Origin of the sequence: Corynebacterium sp. HMSC05H05 (assembly GCF_001807265.1) — a bacterium.
In the GTDB taxonomy this organism is placed as follows: domain Bacteria; phylum Actinomycetota; class Actinomycetes; order Mycobacteriales; family Mycobacteriaceae; genus Corynebacterium.
Genome location: NZ_KV788383.1, coordinates 1 through 17,441, shown reverse-complemented (window position 1 = coordinate 17,441; position 17,441 = coordinate 1). Strand labels below are relative to the sequence as shown.

Annotated in this window: 16 protein-coding genes; 15 read left to right on the top strand and 1 reads right to left on the bottom strand. The window is 67.4% G+C overall.

The window, feature by feature from the left end; translation table 11 throughout:
• Positions 1–22 precede the first annotated feature (22 nt).
• The 4 genes from HMPREF3151_RS03755 (at position 23) to HMPREF3151_RS12000 (ending at position 3,594) form a co-directional block, all read left to right on the top strand.
• The gene (locus HMPREF3151_RS03755) at positions 23–1,978 is read left to right on the top strand and encodes a M3 family metallopeptidase (RefSeq protein WP_070473644.1); all 1,956 of its coding nucleotides are present in this window, start codon (positions 23–25) and stop codon (positions 1,976–1,978) included.
• 63 nt (positions 1,979–2,041) lie between these two features.
• Complete coding sequence (locus HMPREF3151_RS03750; protein ID WP_141741307.1) at positions 2,042–3,265, top strand: chymotrypsin family serine protease; 1,224 nt, start codon at positions 2,042–2,044, stop codon at positions 3,263–3,265.
• On the top strand, positions 3,265–3,429 hold the full coding sequence (locus HMPREF3151_RS12005) for a hypothetical protein (protein ID WP_168160591.1): 165 nt from the start codon (positions 3,265–3,267) through the stop codon (positions 3,427–3,429). The genes HMPREF3151_RS03750 and HMPREF3151_RS12005 overlap by 1 nt, the downstream gene beginning before the upstream one ends.
• A gap of 24 nt (positions 3,430–3,453) precedes the next feature.
• Entirely contained in the window at positions 3,454–3,594 is a 141-nt protein-coding gene (locus HMPREF3151_RS12000; protein ID WP_168160592.1) for a hypothetical protein, read from the top strand.
• Here the strand turns inward: HMPREF3151_RS12000 and malQ are convergent.
• Positions 3,581–5,722, bottom strand: coding sequence for a 4-alpha-glucanotransferase (gene malQ / locus HMPREF3151_RS03745; RefSeq protein WP_070473640.1), 2,142 nt, complete (start codon positions 5,720–5,722; stop codon positions 3,581–3,583). The genes HMPREF3151_RS12000 and malQ overlap by 14 nt on opposite strands.
• A gap of 53 nt (positions 5,723–5,775) precedes the next feature.
• Between malQ and HMPREF3151_RS03740 the strand changes: the two genes are divergently transcribed.
• The 11 genes from HMPREF3151_RS03740 to pdxY all read left to right on the top strand — a co-directional run bounded on the left by HMPREF3151_RS03740 (position 5,776) and on the right by pdxY (position 17,270).
• A complete protein-coding gene (locus HMPREF3151_RS03740; RefSeq protein WP_070473736.1) occupies positions 5,776–7,614 on the top strand; it encodes an AMP-dependent synthetase/ligase in 1,839 nt (612 codons plus the stop codon).
• 87 nt (positions 7,615–7,701) lie between these two features.
• Positions 7,702–8,370, top strand: a complete 669-nt coding sequence (locus tag HMPREF3151_RS03735) for a hypothetical protein (RefSeq protein WP_070473638.1) — start codon at positions 7,702–7,704, stop codon at positions 8,368–8,370.
• A gap of 10 nt (positions 8,371–8,380) precedes the next feature.
• On the top strand, positions 8,381–9,499 hold the full coding sequence (gene hemW / locus HMPREF3151_RS03730) for a radical SAM family heme chaperone HemW (RefSeq protein WP_070473637.1): 1,119 nt from the start codon (positions 8,381–8,383) through the stop codon (positions 9,497–9,499).
• 9 nt (positions 9,500–9,508) lie between these two features.
• A complete protein-coding gene (gene hrcA / locus HMPREF3151_RS03725; RefSeq protein WP_070473635.1) occupies positions 9,509–10,522 on the top strand; it encodes a heat-inducible transcriptional repressor HrcA in 1,014 nt (337 codons plus the stop codon).
• A gap of 10 nt (positions 10,523–10,532) precedes the next feature.
• Positions 10,533–11,666, top strand: coding sequence for a molecular chaperone DnaJ (gene dnaJ, locus HMPREF3151_RS03720; RefSeq protein ID WP_070473629.1), 1,134 nt, complete (start codon positions 10,533–10,535; stop codon positions 11,664–11,666).
• On the top strand, positions 11,663–12,364 hold the full coding sequence (locus HMPREF3151_RS03715) for a 16S rRNA (uracil(1498)-N(3))-methyltransferase (RefSeq protein WP_070473627.1): 702 nt from the start codon (positions 11,663–11,665) through the stop codon (positions 12,362–12,364). Before dnaJ ends, HMPREF3151_RS03715 begins: the two co-directional genes overlap by 4 nt.
• A gap of 11 nt (positions 12,365–12,375) precedes the next feature.
• Positions 12,376–13,398 carry a PhoH family protein gene (locus tag HMPREF3151_RS03710; RefSeq protein ID WP_070473625.1) on the top strand — a complete coding sequence of 341 codons (1,023 nt, stop codon included), beginning with the start codon at positions 12,376–12,378 and terminating at the stop codon, positions 13,396–13,398.
• Positions 13,395–13,961 carry an rRNA maturation RNase YbeY gene (gene ybeY / locus HMPREF3151_RS03705; protein ID WP_070473623.1) on the top strand — a complete coding sequence of 189 codons (567 nt, stop codon included), beginning with the start codon at positions 13,395–13,397 and terminating at the stop codon, positions 13,959–13,961. Before HMPREF3151_RS03710 ends, ybeY begins: the two co-directional genes overlap by 4 nt.
• A complete protein-coding gene (locus HMPREF3151_RS03700) occupies positions 13,958–15,274 on the top strand; it encodes a hemolysin family protein (RefSeq protein ID WP_070473622.1) in 1,317 nt (438 codons plus the stop codon). Before ybeY ends, HMPREF3151_RS03700 begins: the two co-directional genes overlap by 4 nt.
• 57 nt (positions 15,275–15,331) lie before the next feature.
• Positions 15,332–16,396 (top strand): 2,3-butanediol dehydrogenase, encoded by a 1,065-nt coding sequence (locus tag HMPREF3151_RS03695; protein WP_070473620.1) that lies wholly within the window; start codon positions 15,332–15,334, stop codon positions 16,394–16,396.
• Between the two features lie 22 nt (positions 16,397–16,418).
• Positions 16,419–17,270 (top strand): pyridoxal kinase PdxY, encoded by an 852-nt coding sequence (gene pdxY / locus HMPREF3151_RS03690; RefSeq protein WP_070473618.1) that lies wholly within the window; start codon positions 16,419–16,421, stop codon positions 17,268–17,270.
• The last annotated feature ends 171 nt before the right edge of the window (positions 17,271–17,441 follow it).

The window sequence follows — 17,441 nt, the reverse complement described above, 5'->3', positions numbered from 1 at the left end:
GTATCCGCATACACTGACCGCCATGACAAACCCGCTTCTGACCCCCTCGACCCTGCCGTACAACCTGCCGGACTTCGCCGCGATCCGCCTCGAGCACGTGGAGCCCGCGTTTGAAGAGGCGCTGAAGCGCCACGCCGCGGAAATCGCCGAGATCACCACCACAGACGCGCCGACGTGGGAAAACACCGTCGAAGCCTTCGAGCTGGCCGGCCAAGACTTGGACCGGGTGATGTCCTGGTTCTTCAACCTGCAGGGCACCGACGCCACCGACGAGTTCGACGCGGTGGCCGACCGCATCGTGCCGAAGCTGTCGGCGCACGTGGACTCGATCTACCAGAACGACGCGCTCTACCAGCGCATCAAGGACGTCGACGTGCCGGCGGATGCCGAGTCGCAGCGGCTTCACGATGAGCTGTTGCGCCGCTTCACCCGCCGCGGCGCCGACCTTAACGCCGCCGGAAAGTCCCGCCTGCAGGAGATCAACCAGCGTTTGTCTGAGCTGTCGGAGCGCTTCGGCCGCAACCTGCTCGCGGACACGAAGAAGCTCGCGGTGGAGTTTTCGCGCGAGGAGCTCGCCGGACTGTCGGACGACCAGCTGGCCGCGTACGAGGACGGCGGCCGCTACGTCGTGCCGATCGAGCTGCCCACCACCCAGGCGCTGCAGTCGGAGCTGGACACCTCTTCTGCGCGCCACAAGCTTTTCGACGCCTCCCGCGCCCGCGGCCGCGACACCAACCCGGACATCGTGCTGGAGTCCGTGAAGCTGCGCCAGGAGCGCGCGAAGTTGCTCGGCTTTGACACGCACGCCGACTACGTCATCGCGGAGGAAACCGCCGGCACCGCAGCCGCCGCGCGCCAGCTCATCTCGGACTTGGCACCGGCGGCGGCCGCCAACGCCGAGGCCGAGCGCAAGCTCGCCGGCGAGCTGGCCGGCGAGGAGCTGGGCGGCGCGGACTGGCCGTACTGGCAAGCCAAGCGCCGCGAGGAAGAACTCGGCATCGACGAGGCGGAGCTGCGCAAGTACTTCCCGCTCGAGCAGGTGCTCACCGACGGCGTCTTCTACGCCGCGAACCTGCTCTACGGCATCACGGTGGAAAAGCGCGAGGATTTGGCCGGCTACCGCGAGGACGTGGACGTGTGGGAGGTCAAGGAGGAAGACGGCACCGGCATCGGGCTGTTGCTCACGGACTACAACGCCCGCCCGTCCAAGCGCGGCGGCGCCTGGATGAGCTCCTTTGTGGACCAGTCACACCTCGCCGGGACGAAGCCGGTGGTGGTCAACGTCATGTCGATCAGTTCCAACCTGCTCACCATCGACGAGGTGACCACCCTGTTCCACGAGTTCGGCCACGCCCTGCACGGCCTGCTCTCCGACGTGCGCTACCCGTCGCACTCCGGCACCAACGTCCCCCGCGACTGGGTGGAGTTCCCCTCCCAGATCAACGAGAACTACGCCTTCGCCCCGGAGATTGCCCGCAACTACGCGCGCCACGTGGACACCGGCGAGGTCATCCCGGCGCCACTTCTGCAGGCGATGGAGGCCTCGCGCCAGTTCGGCCAGGGTTTCACCACCGCCGAGTACCTTGCGGCGAGCGCGATCGACCTTGCGTGGCACTCGCTTGCCGGCGACATCCCGTCGGATATCGACGCCTTCGAAGAAAACGTCCTGCGCGAGCTCGGACTGAACGTCGAGGGGCTGGAGCCGCGCTACCGCTCCACCTGGTTCAACCACATCTTCGCCGGCGGCTACTCCGCGGGCTACTACTCCTACCTGTGGGCTGAGGCACTCGACGCGGACGGCTACCAGCTCGTCGCCGAGGAGGGTATCAACCGGCAAACGGGCGCGAAGTTCCGCGAGACGATCCTGTCCAAGGGCTCCTCGCGCGACTACGCGGAGGCCTACCGCGCCTTCCGCGGCCGCGACAAGGACACCCGCCCGCTGCTTGAGCGCCGCGGGCTCGCAGGCACAGACGTGTAATTCCGCGGGTTCGTGCTGTACAGTTCCGGGGAAACCTTTAAAAGACAAGACAAGGAAAGCTGTATGGCGAACGCAACTGTGCGATGTCCCCGCATGGGCGCACGCGTTGCTGCGTTCGCCGCGGCGTCCGCGCTGGCAGCGTCCGGTCTCGTGGTGGGGGATACGGCGCCGGCGGCGGAACGTCTCGTCGTGAAGCAAGGCGCCCGCATGTTCGTGGACAACCTCGGCGACGACAACCTCACCGCCTGCACCATCGGCTACAACGACCCCGCGCAGCGCCGCAGCTACACAGCCGGGCACTGCGCCGACAACGGCCAATACGGGTGGCAAACCGGCTCGCTGGTCTACCTCGCCGACAGCAAGGGCCGCGAAATGTCCACCCCAGCCGGCATGATCTACCCGGCCGCCGCCTACTACGGCGCCTCCAACGTCAACGACTGGGCGGTGATCTACTGGTTCAACGGCGTCGAGGTCGGCGGAAACCCCTACGGCGGCGAATACGTGCCCATCCAGGACCTCGAACCCGGCGAGACCCTCTGCTACCACGGCTACGCCTCCCACGGCGGCACCACCGACGCCGCCTGCGGGCCGTTCGTGGGCATGATTGAGAAAACCATCTACTTCGACGCCCCCGGCATACCGGACTACGGCGACTCCGGCGGGCCCGTCTACGCGCCGGGCCGCGGGCTCGTCGGCGTGATGTCCGGGGCGAACGCGCTGGTGGACGAGCGCGGCGACGAGGTGGTCGGCTTCGAGCGCGCCAGCTCCCTGCAAAGCGGTGCGCTTTACGACGACTCCCGCATCGACGCCTTCCTCCGTTCCCACTACGGTGCGTCGGCCGCGAAGACGACGACCACGCCGGCGGTGCCTTCTCCGGTGCGCAGCACCGTGGTGAACCCCGTCGCGGAGGTCACGCGAGACCTGAAGCCTGCCGCGGAGGCGCCGGGGGCGTCGCTGGAGCCGAAGCGTGAGCCGTCGCCTGCTGTGACCTCCGTGTCGGGCAACTCCATCCACATCTCTGGGCCGACCTCAAAGTCCGTGATCATCCCGGCCGCCACGTTGCAACGGCCGATTCCGGTCGGGGCGGCCACCCCGTCGAGTGTGCCGAGTGAGGCGCCCGTCGTCACGCCTGAGGCCACGACGGGAGATGAGGCGCAAAGCAGCGAGGGCACCGCGGAGGAGCCGCGCGACAACAACATCGCCAAGGCGCTGCTGATCACCCTCGGCGTCGTGGCCGCCGTTGCGGCGCTCGTGCCGGCGGTCGGCTACGCGATGGGCCTGATCTGATGAGCAGCGCTCTCTTCGGCTGGATGATGGGCCTAAGCCCTTGGCTGCAGGTCCCCGCGATCCTCGCTGTGGCCGCGCCGGTATGCGCCGCGGTAGGGTACGCGCTGCTGCGCCTTGTCGACGGCGTCGGGCGGGCCGCCGCGCGCCTGTTTTCCCGCCGCTAGCCCGCGGCGCTAGGCTTACACACCATGGCCAACCCGGAAGAGCTGCGCAAGCAGGACCAGAAGCTGCCCAAGCCGCAGCGCAAGTACCCGCAGTCGCGGGTGACCCAGGTGATGTGGGTGCTCATCGCGCTCGTGGTCGTCGCGGCAATTATTAGCGCCCTCTAGCGCTCGCTTTGGCGATGCGCGCGAACAGCGCAACGTCGGGCAGGTCTTCGATGAGGACGGGGGTGCCGGAGGCGTCGCAAAGCGGGATGCACCAGTTGGAGTACATCTCGCGGTTGGTGCCCGGCTGGTTTTGAATGCGGGTGTCGCCCACCATGTCCACCAGGTTCGTGCACGTCATCGCGGACGGGGTGGAGGCGATAAACCGCGTCAGCCCCTCGACGAGGGCGTCCACGTCGTCGTACTCGCCGAGGTCCCGGTCGAGGAAGTCCACGTCAGCGAGCGGGGAGTTGTCGAACGCCCCCTCCGCCTGCGCCGCGGCGAGCACCTGCGAGATCCACACGGCGTCGGTGGCGTTGAGCTCGTCCAGCGATTCTTTGACCAGCCCGAGCTTGTGGCGCAGCGCGTTGTGCGCGCCCTCCAGGTACCCGGCGGTGGGCGGCAGGTCGTGGGTGCCCACGGCGGTCAGCGCCAGGTTGCGGTACTGCTGCGACGGGCGCGGCGCCTCCGGCGGCACGGACTCGAACCACAGCACGGAGGTGCCGAGGATGCCCTTGTCGCGCAGCACGTCTTGGACCCACGGCTCGAACGTGCCTAAGTCTTCGCCCACCACTACGGCACCGGCGCGCTGCGCCTCCAGCACTAACACGCCGACCATGGCCTCGAAGTCGTAGTTCATGTACGCGCCGTGTGCCGGGGTGTCCATGCGCGGCAGCCAGAACAGGCGGAACAGTCCCAAAACGTGGTCGACGCGGATCCCGCCGGAGTGGCGCAGCACCGTGCGCAGCAAATCGCGCCACGGCCCGTAGCCGGCTGAAGCCAGCTGCTGCGGGTTCCAAGGCGGCTGCGACCAGTCTTGGCCTTGCTGCGAGTACTGGTCCGGCGGCGCGCCCACCGAGGCATCCGGCACCAGCACCTCGTGCAGCGTCGCCGCATCAGCCCCGCCGGGGTGGATACCCACGGCCAGGTCCGTCATGATGCCCAGCCGCATCCCGGCCGCCACCGCCCGCTCTTGCGCCACGCGGCGTTGCTCGTCGGCGATGAACTGCAGCCACATGTAGAACTGCACCAGTTCGTGCGGGTCCTCGCCGGCGTGCCGCGGCGCGCCGTGGTGCTCCGACTCGCTCGCCTTTGCTGCGCACCATTCGGCGAACTGGCGCAGCCCCTCGCCTTCAACGTCGCAGAACAGCTCGAAGTCCCGCGTGCGCGCCTCATCCGCGGCCGAGAGGTAAAACAGCGTGCGCAGCGCCGCCAGCTTCGCGGCGAAGATCCGGTCGCGCTCCAAGGGGTCTGCGGTGTGGTTCATCGCCTTCAAAGGGGCAGCAAGCTTTGCGACGTCCTCCCGGTCCCCCTCGTCCAACAGCGCATACTCCGGCACCTGCTCCACCGCGATGTAGATCGGGTTGATAAACCGGCGGGAGGTGGGCAGATACGGCGAATCCTCGATCGGGGGGACGGGTTCGGCGGCGTGCACCGGGTTGATCAACAGGTAGTCCGCGCCCTCGGCCGCCACCGCCTCGGCAATCGCGCCCAAGTCGTTGAAGTCGCCGATGCCCCAGGACTCCAGCGAGCGCACCGAGTACAGCTGCGCCATCACACCCCACACCGGGTCCTGCACAACCTCGGCGGTGGTGGACAAGGTTGCCGGCACCACGATCAGCGGGCAGACCTCGTCCAAGTTGTCGGACTCCAAGTGCAGCTCGTGGTAGCCGGCGGGCAGGTCGCCGGGCACGTGGAACGTGGCCTCGCCCCACACCACACCGTCGGTGGCGGTAAACGGCGCGGCCCAGTTCTCGTCCTGGTAGGCGTCGCGCGAGGAGCCGTCTTCCAGCCGGATCCAGCAGTGCGCGTAGTGCCCGTCGTGGACGTGCACGTTGAAGTGTTTCTCCGCGCCCTCGGTGGCCACCACACACGGCGGCATGGGCCTGGTCGCCCAGAACTCCCGGCGGGCGTCGAGGTGGAATTGGAGTTCCTCGTCCGAAGGTTCGTCGTTAAGCGAAAGCCCCAAGGCTCGCAGCAGCTTGATAAACGACTCGGCGGGCGGCTCGGTGAGCAGCCCGTTCGAGGCGCGGTAGGACGTGCCGAAGCCATAGGACTCGGCGAGGGCGTGCAGCAGTTGAGCGTTGGTCACGCCACGCATTGTGCCAAAGCTAGGGCCCGCACGCTGGGGTAGTGTTGGGCACCATGCCTTCAAACGCGCACACCACGGAACTTGGATTCACGCTCAAAGACACCGACACGTGCCTCAGTCGGCTGATTCGCACCTGCGAGCAGAGCCCGCACCTGGTGCTGTACTACCGGCCGCGCAACTACGAGTGGGTCTCGGTCACGGCGGCGGAGTTTTTGGAGGAGGTCTACGAGGTCGCAAAAGGCCTGATCGCCGCGGGTGTGGAGCCGGGGGACCGCGTGGCCATTTTGTCGTCGACGCGCTACGAGTGGTCGCTGGTGGACTTCGCCATCTGGGCCGCCGGCGCCGCCTCGGTGCCGATTTACCCGTCGAGTTCGATGCACCAGATCCAGTGGATCCTGGAGGATTCCGGCGCGAAAATCGCGTTCACCGAAACGCGCGACCACACCCAGCTGATGAGCCCGTTCCTGCTGGACGAGACGGGCAAGCCGAAGTTCGCGGACTCCCCATCAAAGCTCGAGCGCATCTACGAGTTCAACGCCGCGGGCGTGGAGACGCTGAAGTTTGAGGGGCGCGACGTCGAGCAATCGCTTATCGACGAACGCGTGGCCGCCACCCGCCACGAAACCCTCGGCTCCATCGTCTACACCTCCGGCACCACCGGTCGGCCGAAGGGTGTGGAGATTTCCCACGGCAACTGGGCGTACCAGTGCTGGGCGCTTCTGGAAAACGAGATCGGCTCGGTGTCTTTCCCCGGCCAGCGCATGGTGACGTTTTTGCCGCTGGCGCACGTGTTGGCGCGCGCGGTGTCGCTGGCGTGGACGATCTCGGGCGCAACGCAGTCGCACTGGTCGGACACCTCGACGCTGATGGTGGAGTTGCAGCGCGTGCGCCCGAACCTGGTCGTGGGCGTGCCGCGCGTGTTTGAGAAGGTGCGCGAGGGCGCCTACAACAAGGCCGCGGACGGCTCCGCGATTGGCAAGCGCATGTTCCTCGAGGCCGAGAAGGCCGCGATCGAGTACTCGAAGGCGCTGGACACCGATGAAGGCCCGTCTCGGGTGCAGAAGGCGAAGCGCGCGCTGTACGACAAGGTCGTCTACGGCAAGATCAAGGAGGCCATGGGCGGGTCCGTCTGGTACGGCATTACCGGCGGGTCCGCCATGAGCGCGGATCTGTCGCACTTCTTCCGCGGCATGGGCGTGCCGGTCTATGAGGGCTACGGCCTGACCGAGACCTGCGCCGCGGCGTGCGTGAACAACGCGCACGCCAACAAGATCGGCACCGTGGGCCGGCCGGTGAACGGCTACTCGGTGCGCATCAACGACGACGGCGAGATCGAGTTCAAGGGCCCCGGCGTGTTTGAGAAGTACTGGCGCAACCCGGCGGCCACCGAGGAGGCGCTCACGGACGGCTGGTTCAACACCGGCGACTTGGGCGAGGTGGACGAGGACGGCTACGTCTCCATCACTGGCCGCAAGAAGGACCTGATCGTCACCGCCGGCGGCAAGAACATTTCGCCGGGCCCGATGGAGGAGATCATCCGCCAGGACCCGCTGATCTCTAACGCGTTGGTGGTCGGCGACGGCAAGCCGTTCGTCGGCGTCCTGGTCACCCTGGACGAGGAGGAGCTCAAGCGCTGGAAGGCCGACCGCAACATCCCGGCGAACAAGAAGGTTTCCGAGCTCGCCCAGGACCCGGCGCTGCGCGCGGAGGTCCAGGACGCGGTGAACCTGGCCAACGCCACCGTCTCGCGCACCGAGGCGATTAAGAAGTTCCGCATCCTGGATCGCGACCTGTCGGAGCAGCACGACGAGATGACCCCGACGATGAAGGTCAAGCGCAACGTGGTGTTCCAGCGTTTCCAGGACGACATTGACAAGCTGTATCAGCGCTAGTTCGGCGCGCCTTCCTTTCACGCGCGCGGCTGTGGCATAGCATGCCAATTTGTCACTTCCCACAGGCGTTTCCAAGGAGGGCTCGCGATGCACAAGACTGCCGCCGTGCTGCGGCACCGCGAGCTCACGCAGGAGATTTACAACATCGGCGACGAGGTGGCGGAGTACACCGAGCACCTCGCCGAGGCCATCGCGGATTACGACGGCGAGCTCACCGAGGACTGCCTCGCCGAGTTCGTTGAGATCGTCGACGACGCCCGCCAGGACGCCCGCCGCGTCGTCGCGGAGCTGATCGGCCTGCGCCAGGCGCTGACCTCCGGCCGCGCCGCCGGCCACCTGTCCGCGGGAGCGAAGCCGGAGGAGCGCATTCCGGAGCCCGAGCTTCTCGACGCCTCCGGCCTGAACGACCTCTTCCCCTTACAAGCCCCGTTTTCGGTGCAGACCATGCAGGACGCGCTGACCGGACGCACCGACTTGGTGGTGCAGCACTTGGGCGAGATCGTGTCGTACTGCCTGGAGCAGACCGACATGGTCGCCCGCGAACTCGGCGTGGTCTCGCTGCCGCAGATGTACGCCCGTGTCGGCGAGATCGTCGAGGAGGCCGTGGTGGGCTGGGTGGAGACCGTCTGCCTGGACCACCCGGCGTTCGTGCGCACCATGCGCGGGTCCAACCCGCCGGAGTTTTTGGAGGAGCGCGCCCGCATCGACCGGATCGTGGCCAAGGTCGCCGCGAAGCGTTCCCGCCGCGGCGCCTAGCCTTAAGGCCATGGATTCATTCGGCGTCTACGTCCACGTCCCGTTTTGCGCCACGCGCTGCGGGTACTGCGACTTCAACACCTACACACCCACCGAGGTGGACTCCTCCCACGCCCAGTACTTGGACGCCCTGGAGCGCGAGTTGGAGCTCGCCGCCGCCCGCGGCCTGCCCAAAGCCGACACGGTGTTCGTCGGCGGCGGCACCCCGAGCCTCCTCGGCGCAGACGGCCTCGCCCGCATCCTCGCCGCCGTCCGCTACACCTTCGGCCTGAACCCCGGCGCGGAGGTGACCACCGAGTCCAACCCGGAATCCACCAGCCCCGACTACTTCACCGGGCTGCTGGACGCCGGCTTCACCCGCGTCTCGCTGGGCATGCAGTCCGCCTCCACGCCGGTGCTCAAGGTGCTGGACCGCCAGCACACCCCGGGCCGCGCCGTCGCCGCCGCCCGCGAGGCACGCACCGCCGGCTTCAAACACGTCAACCTGGACATGATCTACGGCACGCCCACCGAAACCGACGACGACGTCCGCCGCACCCTCGACGCCATCCTGGACACGGACGTCGACCACGTCAGCGCGTATTCGCTCATCGTCGAAGACGGCACCGCCATGGCCCGCAAGATCCGCCGCGGCGAACTGCCCGCGCCCAAGGAGGACGTCTACGCGGACCGCTACGAGATCATCGCCGACACGCTCGCCGCCCACGGCTACGACTGGTACGAGGTCTCCAACTGGGCCAAACCCGGAGGAGAGTGCCGCCACAACCTCATCTACTGGCGCAACCAGCAGTGGTGGGGTGCGGGCCCGGGCGCGCACAGCTTCATCGGCGCTGAGCGTTTCTTCAACGTCAAGCGCCCCGAGCGATATGCGCAGTTGCTTGCCGACGCCACGCTGCCCATCCAGGACCGCGAAACCATCACCGACGAAGAAGCCCACACCGAGGCCGTCATGCTCGGCCTGCGGCTGAAGGAAGGGATCCCGTCGGGGTGGATCGGGGCGGGGGCGCAGGATGTCGTCGATAGGCATGTGCGCGCGGGGCTGCTTGAGAATAGCGACAGGCTGCGGCTGACCGACAAAGGGCGGCTGCTTGCAGACGGCATCATCACCGATATCCTGGCAGCCGAGTAAGGAGGCGTAATGGGTACTGCGGACCAGCGGCGCCAAGCGGTGCTGCGCGCGATCGTGGCGGACTACATTGCAAGCCAGGAGCCGGTGGGGTCGAAATCCCTGGTGGAGCGGCACAAGATGGGGGTGTCGTCCGCGACGGTGCGCAACGACATGGCGGTGCTGGAGCAGCAGGGCTACATCTCGCAGACCCACGCCTCGTCGGGCCGCATCCCCACCGAGGCGGGCTACCGCGCGTTCGTGGACGCGCTGCACGACGTCAAGCCGTTGAGCGCCGCCGAGCGCCACGCCATTTTGGACTTTTTGGAAAACGGCGTGGATTTGGAGGACGTGCTGCGCCGCTCCGTGCAGCTGCTCGCGCAGCTGACCAACCAGGCGGCGGTGGTGCAGCTGCCCACGCTGACCATTTCGCGCGTGAAGCACTGCGAGGTGGTGGAGCTCACCCCAACAAGGCTGCTGCTCGTGCTGATCACCGACGCGGGGCGCGTGGACCAGCGCAACGTGGAGCTTTCGGCGCCGATCGGGCCGGAGGGGGTGCGGCTATTGCGCGACCTGCTCAACGAGGCCCTGGTGGGCCAAACCATGCGCGACGCCTCCGATGCGCTTTCTCGCTTATCGACGAAAGCTCCGCCCCACCTCGCCGACCCCACCTCACGCGCCGCAGAAGTGCTGATCACCACGCTGGTGGACGCGGCGCCGGACCGGCTGATCATTGCGGGCTCGTCGAACCTGGTCGTGCCGTCGGGAGGCTTGCAGGGCGTCATCGACGCGCTTGAGCAGCAGGTGGTGGTGCTGAAACTGCTGGCCGGCGCGCAGGAACTCGAGCGGGTCAGCGTGCGCATCGGGCGCGAAAACGAGGACGAGGAATTTTCGCACGCCTCGATTGTTACAACAGCGTACGGTTCGGGCGACGAGGCACTCGGCGGCCTCGGGGTAGTGGGTCCGACCCACATGGACTACCCCGGTACCATGCAAAAGGTTGCCACCGTGGCCCGCTACATCAGCCGCATCCTGCGGGGCGAATAGAAGGGAAGATATGGCTCGCGATTACTACGGCATCCTCGGCGTGGACCAGGAAGCCACCGAGCAGGAGATTAAGAAGGCGTACCGCAAGCTGGCGCGCAAGTACCACCCGGACGTCAACCCGTCCGAGGAGGCGGCCGAGAAGTTCGCCGAGATCGCCGCAGCCCAGGAGGTGCTGCTGGATCCGCAGAAGCGCGCGATCGTGGACCGCGGCGGCGACCCGATGGAGGCCGGCGGCGGTATGGGTGGCGCGGCCGGTTTCGGCGGCGGGGGACTCGGCGACATCTTCGAGGCGTTCTTCGGCGGTGGAGGCACCCGCCAGCCGCGCTCGCGCGTGCAGCCGGGCAACGACGCGCTGCTGCGCACCGCCATCACCCTGGAAGAGGCGTTCGCCGGCACGAAGAAGGACGTCACCGTGGACACCGCTGTGCTGTGCGACAAGTGCCACGGCACCGGGTCGAAGACCGAGGCGAAGCCGGTGCCCTGCGGCACCTGCGGCGGCGCCGGCCAGGTCCAGGAGATGCAGCAGTCGTTTTTGGGCAACGTCATGACCACCCGCGAGTGCCCCACCTGCCACGGCTACGGCGAGGTGATCAAGGACCCGTGCACCCAGTGCGCCGGCGACGGCCGCGTGCGCGCCACCCGCGACCTGACCGTGAACATCCCGGCCGGCATCAACTCCGGCATGCGCATCCGCATGGCGGACCAGGGCGAGGTCGGCCACGGCGGCGGCCCCGCCGGAGACCTGTACGTTGAGGTGCAGGTGCAGCCGCACCCGGTGTTCGTGCGCGAGAACAACGACCTGCACGTGCGCCTGACCGTGCCGATGTACGACGCCGCGCTCGGCACCGAGCTGACCGTGGACAACCTCGCCGGCGAGCAAACCGTCATCGAGGTGCCCGGCGGCACCCAGCCCGGCGACACCATCCACTTGCAAGGCGAGGGCATGCCGCGGCTGCGCGCCGAGGGCGCCGGCGACATGATCGCCCACGTGCAGGTCACCGTGCCCACCGCCCTGACCAACGACGAGCGCGCCGCCCTGCAAGATCTGCGCGACGGCCACCCGGACAACCCGCAAGTCCACGTGGAGTCCGACGAGCACGGCGAGGGCTTCTTCTCCCGCATGCGCGACCGCTTCCGCCGATGAGCCTGCCGTACTTCCTCTCCGACGACCCCGCCGCCGGCACGCTCACCGGCGCGGAGGCAAAGCACGCCCACGTCAAGCGCATCCAACCCGGCGAGCGCATCATGCTTGTCGACGGCCAAGGGTCCACCGCGCTCACCCGCGTCACGTCGGTGGGGGCTGGTCGGGTTGACGGAGTCGTCGAGAAGCAAGAGTTCGTGCCGCAGCCCACGCCGCGCGTGACGGTGGTGCAGGCGGTGCCGAAGGGCGAGCGCGCCGAGCTCGCCGTGGACCTGGCGGTGCAGGCCGGAGCAGATGCGATTGTGCCGTGGATTTCGCACCGCACGATCGCGCGGTGGCCGGCGAACAAGCAGGCCAAGCAGGTGGAGAAGTGGCGCGCGCAGGCGCTGTCCAGCGCGAAGCAGGCGCGGCGGGCGTGGGTGCCGGAGGTGCGCGAGCCGGTGACGACGAACCAGCTGTCCGAGTTGCTGCACGACGCGGGGAACGCGCTGGTGCTGCACGAGGACGCCACCGACTCCATCCGCGACGTCGAATTCGGCGAGGACGTGTGGCTGATCGTCGGGCCGGAGGGCGGCATCGGCGACGACGAACTGGAAATCCTCGGCGCGCGCCCGGTCAAGCTCGGGCCCGAGGTGCTGCGCACCGCCTCGGCGGCGTTTGCGGGGCTTTGCGCCATCGGGGCGTTGACCTCCCGCTGGTAGGGTTGGTCCCCATGGAAGAAATGGTGACGCGCAAGGTCGAACTCGACTCGGCGTACGCACAGTCCGTCCTGGGGATCAACGACGAGAACCTGCGGGTCTTGGAGGACCAGCTCGGGGTGGGCTTCCACGCCCGCGGCACCGAGCTGACCGTCAAAGGGCACGCGGAGCAGGCGGCGCACGCGCTGCGCGTCGTCGAGGAGCTTGAGTCTATGGCGCGCCGCGGCGTGCCACTGGGGGCGGACACGGTGATCCAGGCGGTGCGCATCATGGAGGCCGAGGCCCCCGGTGCCGTCGCGGACATCCTCGGCGAGGAGATCATTTCGCGCCGCGGCAAGGTTATCCGCCCGAAGACGGCCGGGCAGCGCGCGTACGTCGATGCGATCGACGACAACACCATCACCTTCGGCATCGGCCCCGCCGGTTCTGGCAAGACGTACCTCGCGGTGGCGAAGGCGGTCCAGGCGCTGCAGAACAAAGAGGTCAAGCGCATCATCCTGACCCGCCCGGCGGTGGAGGCGGGGGAGAAGCTCGGCTTTTTGCCCGGCACGCTCTCGGACAAGATCGACCCGTACCTGCGCCCGTTGTACGACTCGTTGCGCGACATGATGGACCCGGAGGCGATTCCGAAGCTCATCGAGGCCGGCATCATCGAGGTCGCGCCCCTGGCCTACATGCGCGGACGCACCCTGTCGGACGCTTTTGTCATCCTGGATGAGGCACAGAACACCACCGGCGCGCAGATGAAGATGTTCCTCACCCGCCTCGGCTTCGGTTCGAAGATGGTGGTCACGGGTGATACGTCCCAGGTGGATTTGCCGCGCGGCACCGTCTCTGGCCTGCGCGTGGCGCGGCGCATCCTCGCGGACATCGACGACATTTCGTTCCAGGAGCTCGGCGCCGGCGACGTGGTGCGCCACCATCTGATTTCGCGCATCGTCGCAGCGTACGACCGCCACGACGCGCAGAACGCCCTGCGCTACGAGAAGCGTCAGCAGGCGATCGAGGCCGAGCGGGAAGCGGAGGCGAACCAGTGAGCATTGAAGTTTTGAATGAGTCCGGCGAGGCGGAGGTCAATGAGCAAATGCTTATCGACGTCGCGTCGTTCGCCATGCGCTCCATGGACGTCCACCCTGAAACCGAAGCCACCATCACGCTCGTGGACGAGCCCACGATGGCCGATCTGCACGTGCGCTGGATGGACCTGGAAGGCCCCACGGACGTGATGAGCTTTCCCATGGACGAGCTGACCCCCGGCGGTGGCCGCCCCGACGCGGACATGCCGGGCCCGGCGATGCTCGGCGACATCATCCTGTGCCCGGCCTACGACCGCAAGCAGGCCGAGATGGCCGGCCACGACCTGGCGCACGAGATGGCGCTGCTCACCGTCCACGGCGTGCTGCACCTGCTCGGCTACGACCACATCGAGCCGAAAGACGAGCGCGAAATGTTCGCCCTGCAAAACGAGATCCTGGCGGACTGGTACGACGACCTGGCCCGCCGCGGCGTGGAGTACCAGCCGAAGCCGACCGGCGCGCACGCCTTCCCCTCGGCCGCGGACCGCGACGAGCTGGACAAGCTGATGAAGGGCATCGAGTGACGCTCACCTTCGTCTACGCGGCCGTCACCGTCGCCGCGCTGCTACTGTCCGGCCTGCTCGGCTCCATCGAGTCCGCGCTCGCCCCGATCTCCCGCGCCCGCGTCGAGGGCATGGTCAAAGACGACACCCCGGGCGCTGCGGCGCTGCTGCGGGTGGTCAACCACCGCGCGAACCACGTCAACACGCTCGTGCTGGTGCGGACGGTCTTGGACGTTCTCGCGTCCGTGACCGCGGCGATGCTCGCGATGGATCTGCTCGACTCCGACGGGTGGGCGATTGCGGTAGCGGTGATCGTCGTCACGCTGCTGCAATTTTCCATCGTCGGGGTGTTCGCGCGCACCGCGGGCAAGCGCAACCCCTACACCATCTCGCTCAAGGCGGCGCAGGGCTTGGGGGTGTTCCAGGTGGTGCTCGGGCCCGTCGCGAAGCTGTTGATTTGGGTTGGCAACCTGTTCCACCCCGGCGAGGACTTCCGCGACGGCCCCTACGCCACCGAGATCGAGCTGCGCGAGATGGTCGAGGTCGCGCAGGAAAAGGGCGTGGTGGAAACCACCGAGGGCCGCATGATCCAAAACATCTTCGACCTCGCGTCCAACTACGCGCGCCAGGTCATGGTGCCGCGGCCCGAGATGGTGTGGATCGAAGGCGAGAAAACCGCCCGCCAGGCCACCGCGCTGATGGTGCGCTCCGGGCATTCGCGCGTGCCGGTGATCGGCGAGAGCGTCGACGAGATCGTCGGCATCGCGTACCTGAAGGACATGTTCGACGACCGAGGCACCCCGCTCGACCCGAAGACCCCGATCACCGACTTCATGCGCGAGCCGCTGTTCATCCCGGACTCGAAGCCGCTGGATGTGCTGCTCAAGGAGATGCAGCAGGCGAACACGCACATCGCCATGCTTATCGACGAATACGGCACCGTCGCCGGCCTCCTCACCATGGAGGACCTGCTGGAAGAAATCGTCGGCGAAATCACCGACGAATACGACGAGGACGAGGAAGCCCCTGTCACCGAAGTGGAGCCGCGCGTGTTCCGCGTCCAGGCGCGCCTGCCGTTGGATGATCTGGTGGATTACCTCGCCGACAACCTGGACTACGAGCTGGAGTACGCCGAGGACGTCACCGACAACGTCGACACGGTGGCGGGGCTGTTGTCCTACGAGCTGGGGCGCGTGCCGCTGCCCGGCGCATCAATTCTTCGCGACGGGGTGCGCTACACCGCCGAGGGCGGGCGCGACCGCCGCGGCCGGGTGAAGACCCGCACGGTGCTGGTGTCCGTCGCCGAGCCAGTGGAGCCGCTGCCCGGCGATTAGTCTTTTTTTCGGTAGAATAGTACGCGTAAGCAGGTTTTTCACCGAGAGGAGCTTCACATGCGCGCTGTACGTTACTACGGCCAGAAGGACATCCGCGTCGAGGACATCGACGCCCCGGAAGCAGGCAAGGGCGAGGTACTCATCGACATCGCCTGGTGCGGCATCTGCGGCACCGACCTCCACGAGTACCTGGAAGGCCCCATCTTCTGCCCGAAGCCGGGCCCCCCGCACCCGATTACCGGCGAGGAGCCGCCGGTCACGCTCGGCCACGAGTTCTCCGGCGTCGTCGCCGCGCTGGGCGAGGGTGTGGACGATCTTGAGGTCGGCCAGCATGTCGTCGTCGAGCCGTACGTGCTTCCCGACGATGTCGACCCCAAGGAGCCGGGCCCGTACAACCTCCACCCGGACGTGAACTTCATCGGTCTTGCCGGCGGTGGCGGCGGCCTGTCCGAGAAGATCGCGGTGCAGCGTCGCTGGGTCCACCCGATCAACAACGACGTGCCGCTGGACGAGGCCGCGCTCATCGAGCCGCTGTCCGTCGCCCACCACGCCTTCGTCGCCTCCGAGGCGAAGGAGGGCGACGTGGCGCTGATCGGCGGAGCTGGCCCGATCGGCGTGCTCACGGCTGCCGTCGCTAAGGCATACGGCTGCACCGTGATCGTCTCCGAGCTGTCCGAGCTGCGCCGCCAGAAGGCCCTCGACGCCGGCGTCGCCGACCACGCCATCGACCCGTCCAAGCAGGACCTGAAGGAAGAAATCCAGAAGATCACCGACGGCAAGGGCGTCGATGTCGCCTTCGAGTGCACCTCCGTCAACGTCGTGCTCGACCAGCTCGTCGATTGCCTGAAGCTCAAGGGCACCCTAGTCGTCGAGTCCATCTGGTCCAAGAAGGCCGAGCTGGACATCCACGCCGTGGTGATGAAGGAGCTGACCATCCGCGGCATCATCGGCTACGCCCACGACCACGAGCAGACCATCAAGCTCGTCGAGGAGGGCAAGGTCGACCTCAAGCCGTTCATCACCGGCAAGATCGGCTTCGACGGTGTCGTCGACGAGGGCTTCGACACCCTGATCAACCGTAACGAGACCGCCGTGAAGATCCTGGTGTCGCCAGAACTCTAACGGGGAGCTCTAAAATGCTCGTATGAGCAACATTCTCTCCATCCAGTCCGCTGTCGCGTATGGCCATGTCGGCAACTCGGCAGCGGTCTTTCCTTTGCAGCGCATCGGCCACGAGGTGTGGCCGGTGTACACCGTGAACTACTCCAACCACACCGGCTACGGCGCGTGGGGCGGGCCGATCATCCCTGCCGACGACGTCGCCGCGGTGCTGGGCGGCATCCGCGACCGTGGCGCCTTTTCGCTCATCGACGGCATCCTCACCGGCTACCAGGCATCCCCCGAAATCGCCGACGTGATCGTCGGCACCGTGCGCGACATCAAGGCGGAGAACCCGGACGCGCTCTACACATGCGACCCGGTGATGGGGTCGGCGACATCCGGCTGCTTCGTCGCCGACACTATCCCGCCGCTGTTCCGCTCGACGATCGTGCCGGCAGCGGACATCATCACCCCGAACCAGTTCGAGCTGGGGTATCTGACCGAGCGCGACGTCACCGACCTCGATTCCACCCTGGCCGCCGTGGACGCCGCCCGCGAGATGGGCCCGTCCACCGTGCTGGTCACCTCGGTGCAACGCCCGGAGACGCCGGAGGACGCGATCGAGATGATCGCCGTCGACGATAACGGTAAGTGGATCGTGCGCACCCCGCGCCTGCCGTTCAAGCGCAACGGCTCCGGCGATGTCACCGCCGCGCTGTTCACCGGCCACTACCTGCGCGCCCGCGACGCGAAGGACGCCCTGGCCAAGACGGCCTCCTCGGTCTACGACCTGCTGCGCGTCACCCTTGAGGCAGACTCCCAGGAGCTCCAGCTCGTCGAGGCGCAGGAGTTCTACGCCAACCCGCAGCTCCAATTCGAGGTCGAGGCCCTCTAGCCGTTTTTGGGCATGCCGATGGGCCCGCCCTTTTGGGGCGGGTTTTTGGTGTGTGTGGTTAGTCGAAGAGCAGCTCCATCGCCCCTGGGGTGGTCATGGGGACTGTGGTGCCGTTGGGTGCGACCCAGTGGATTCTCGCGTTCGGGTTGTCGATGTAGCCGAACGGGCCTT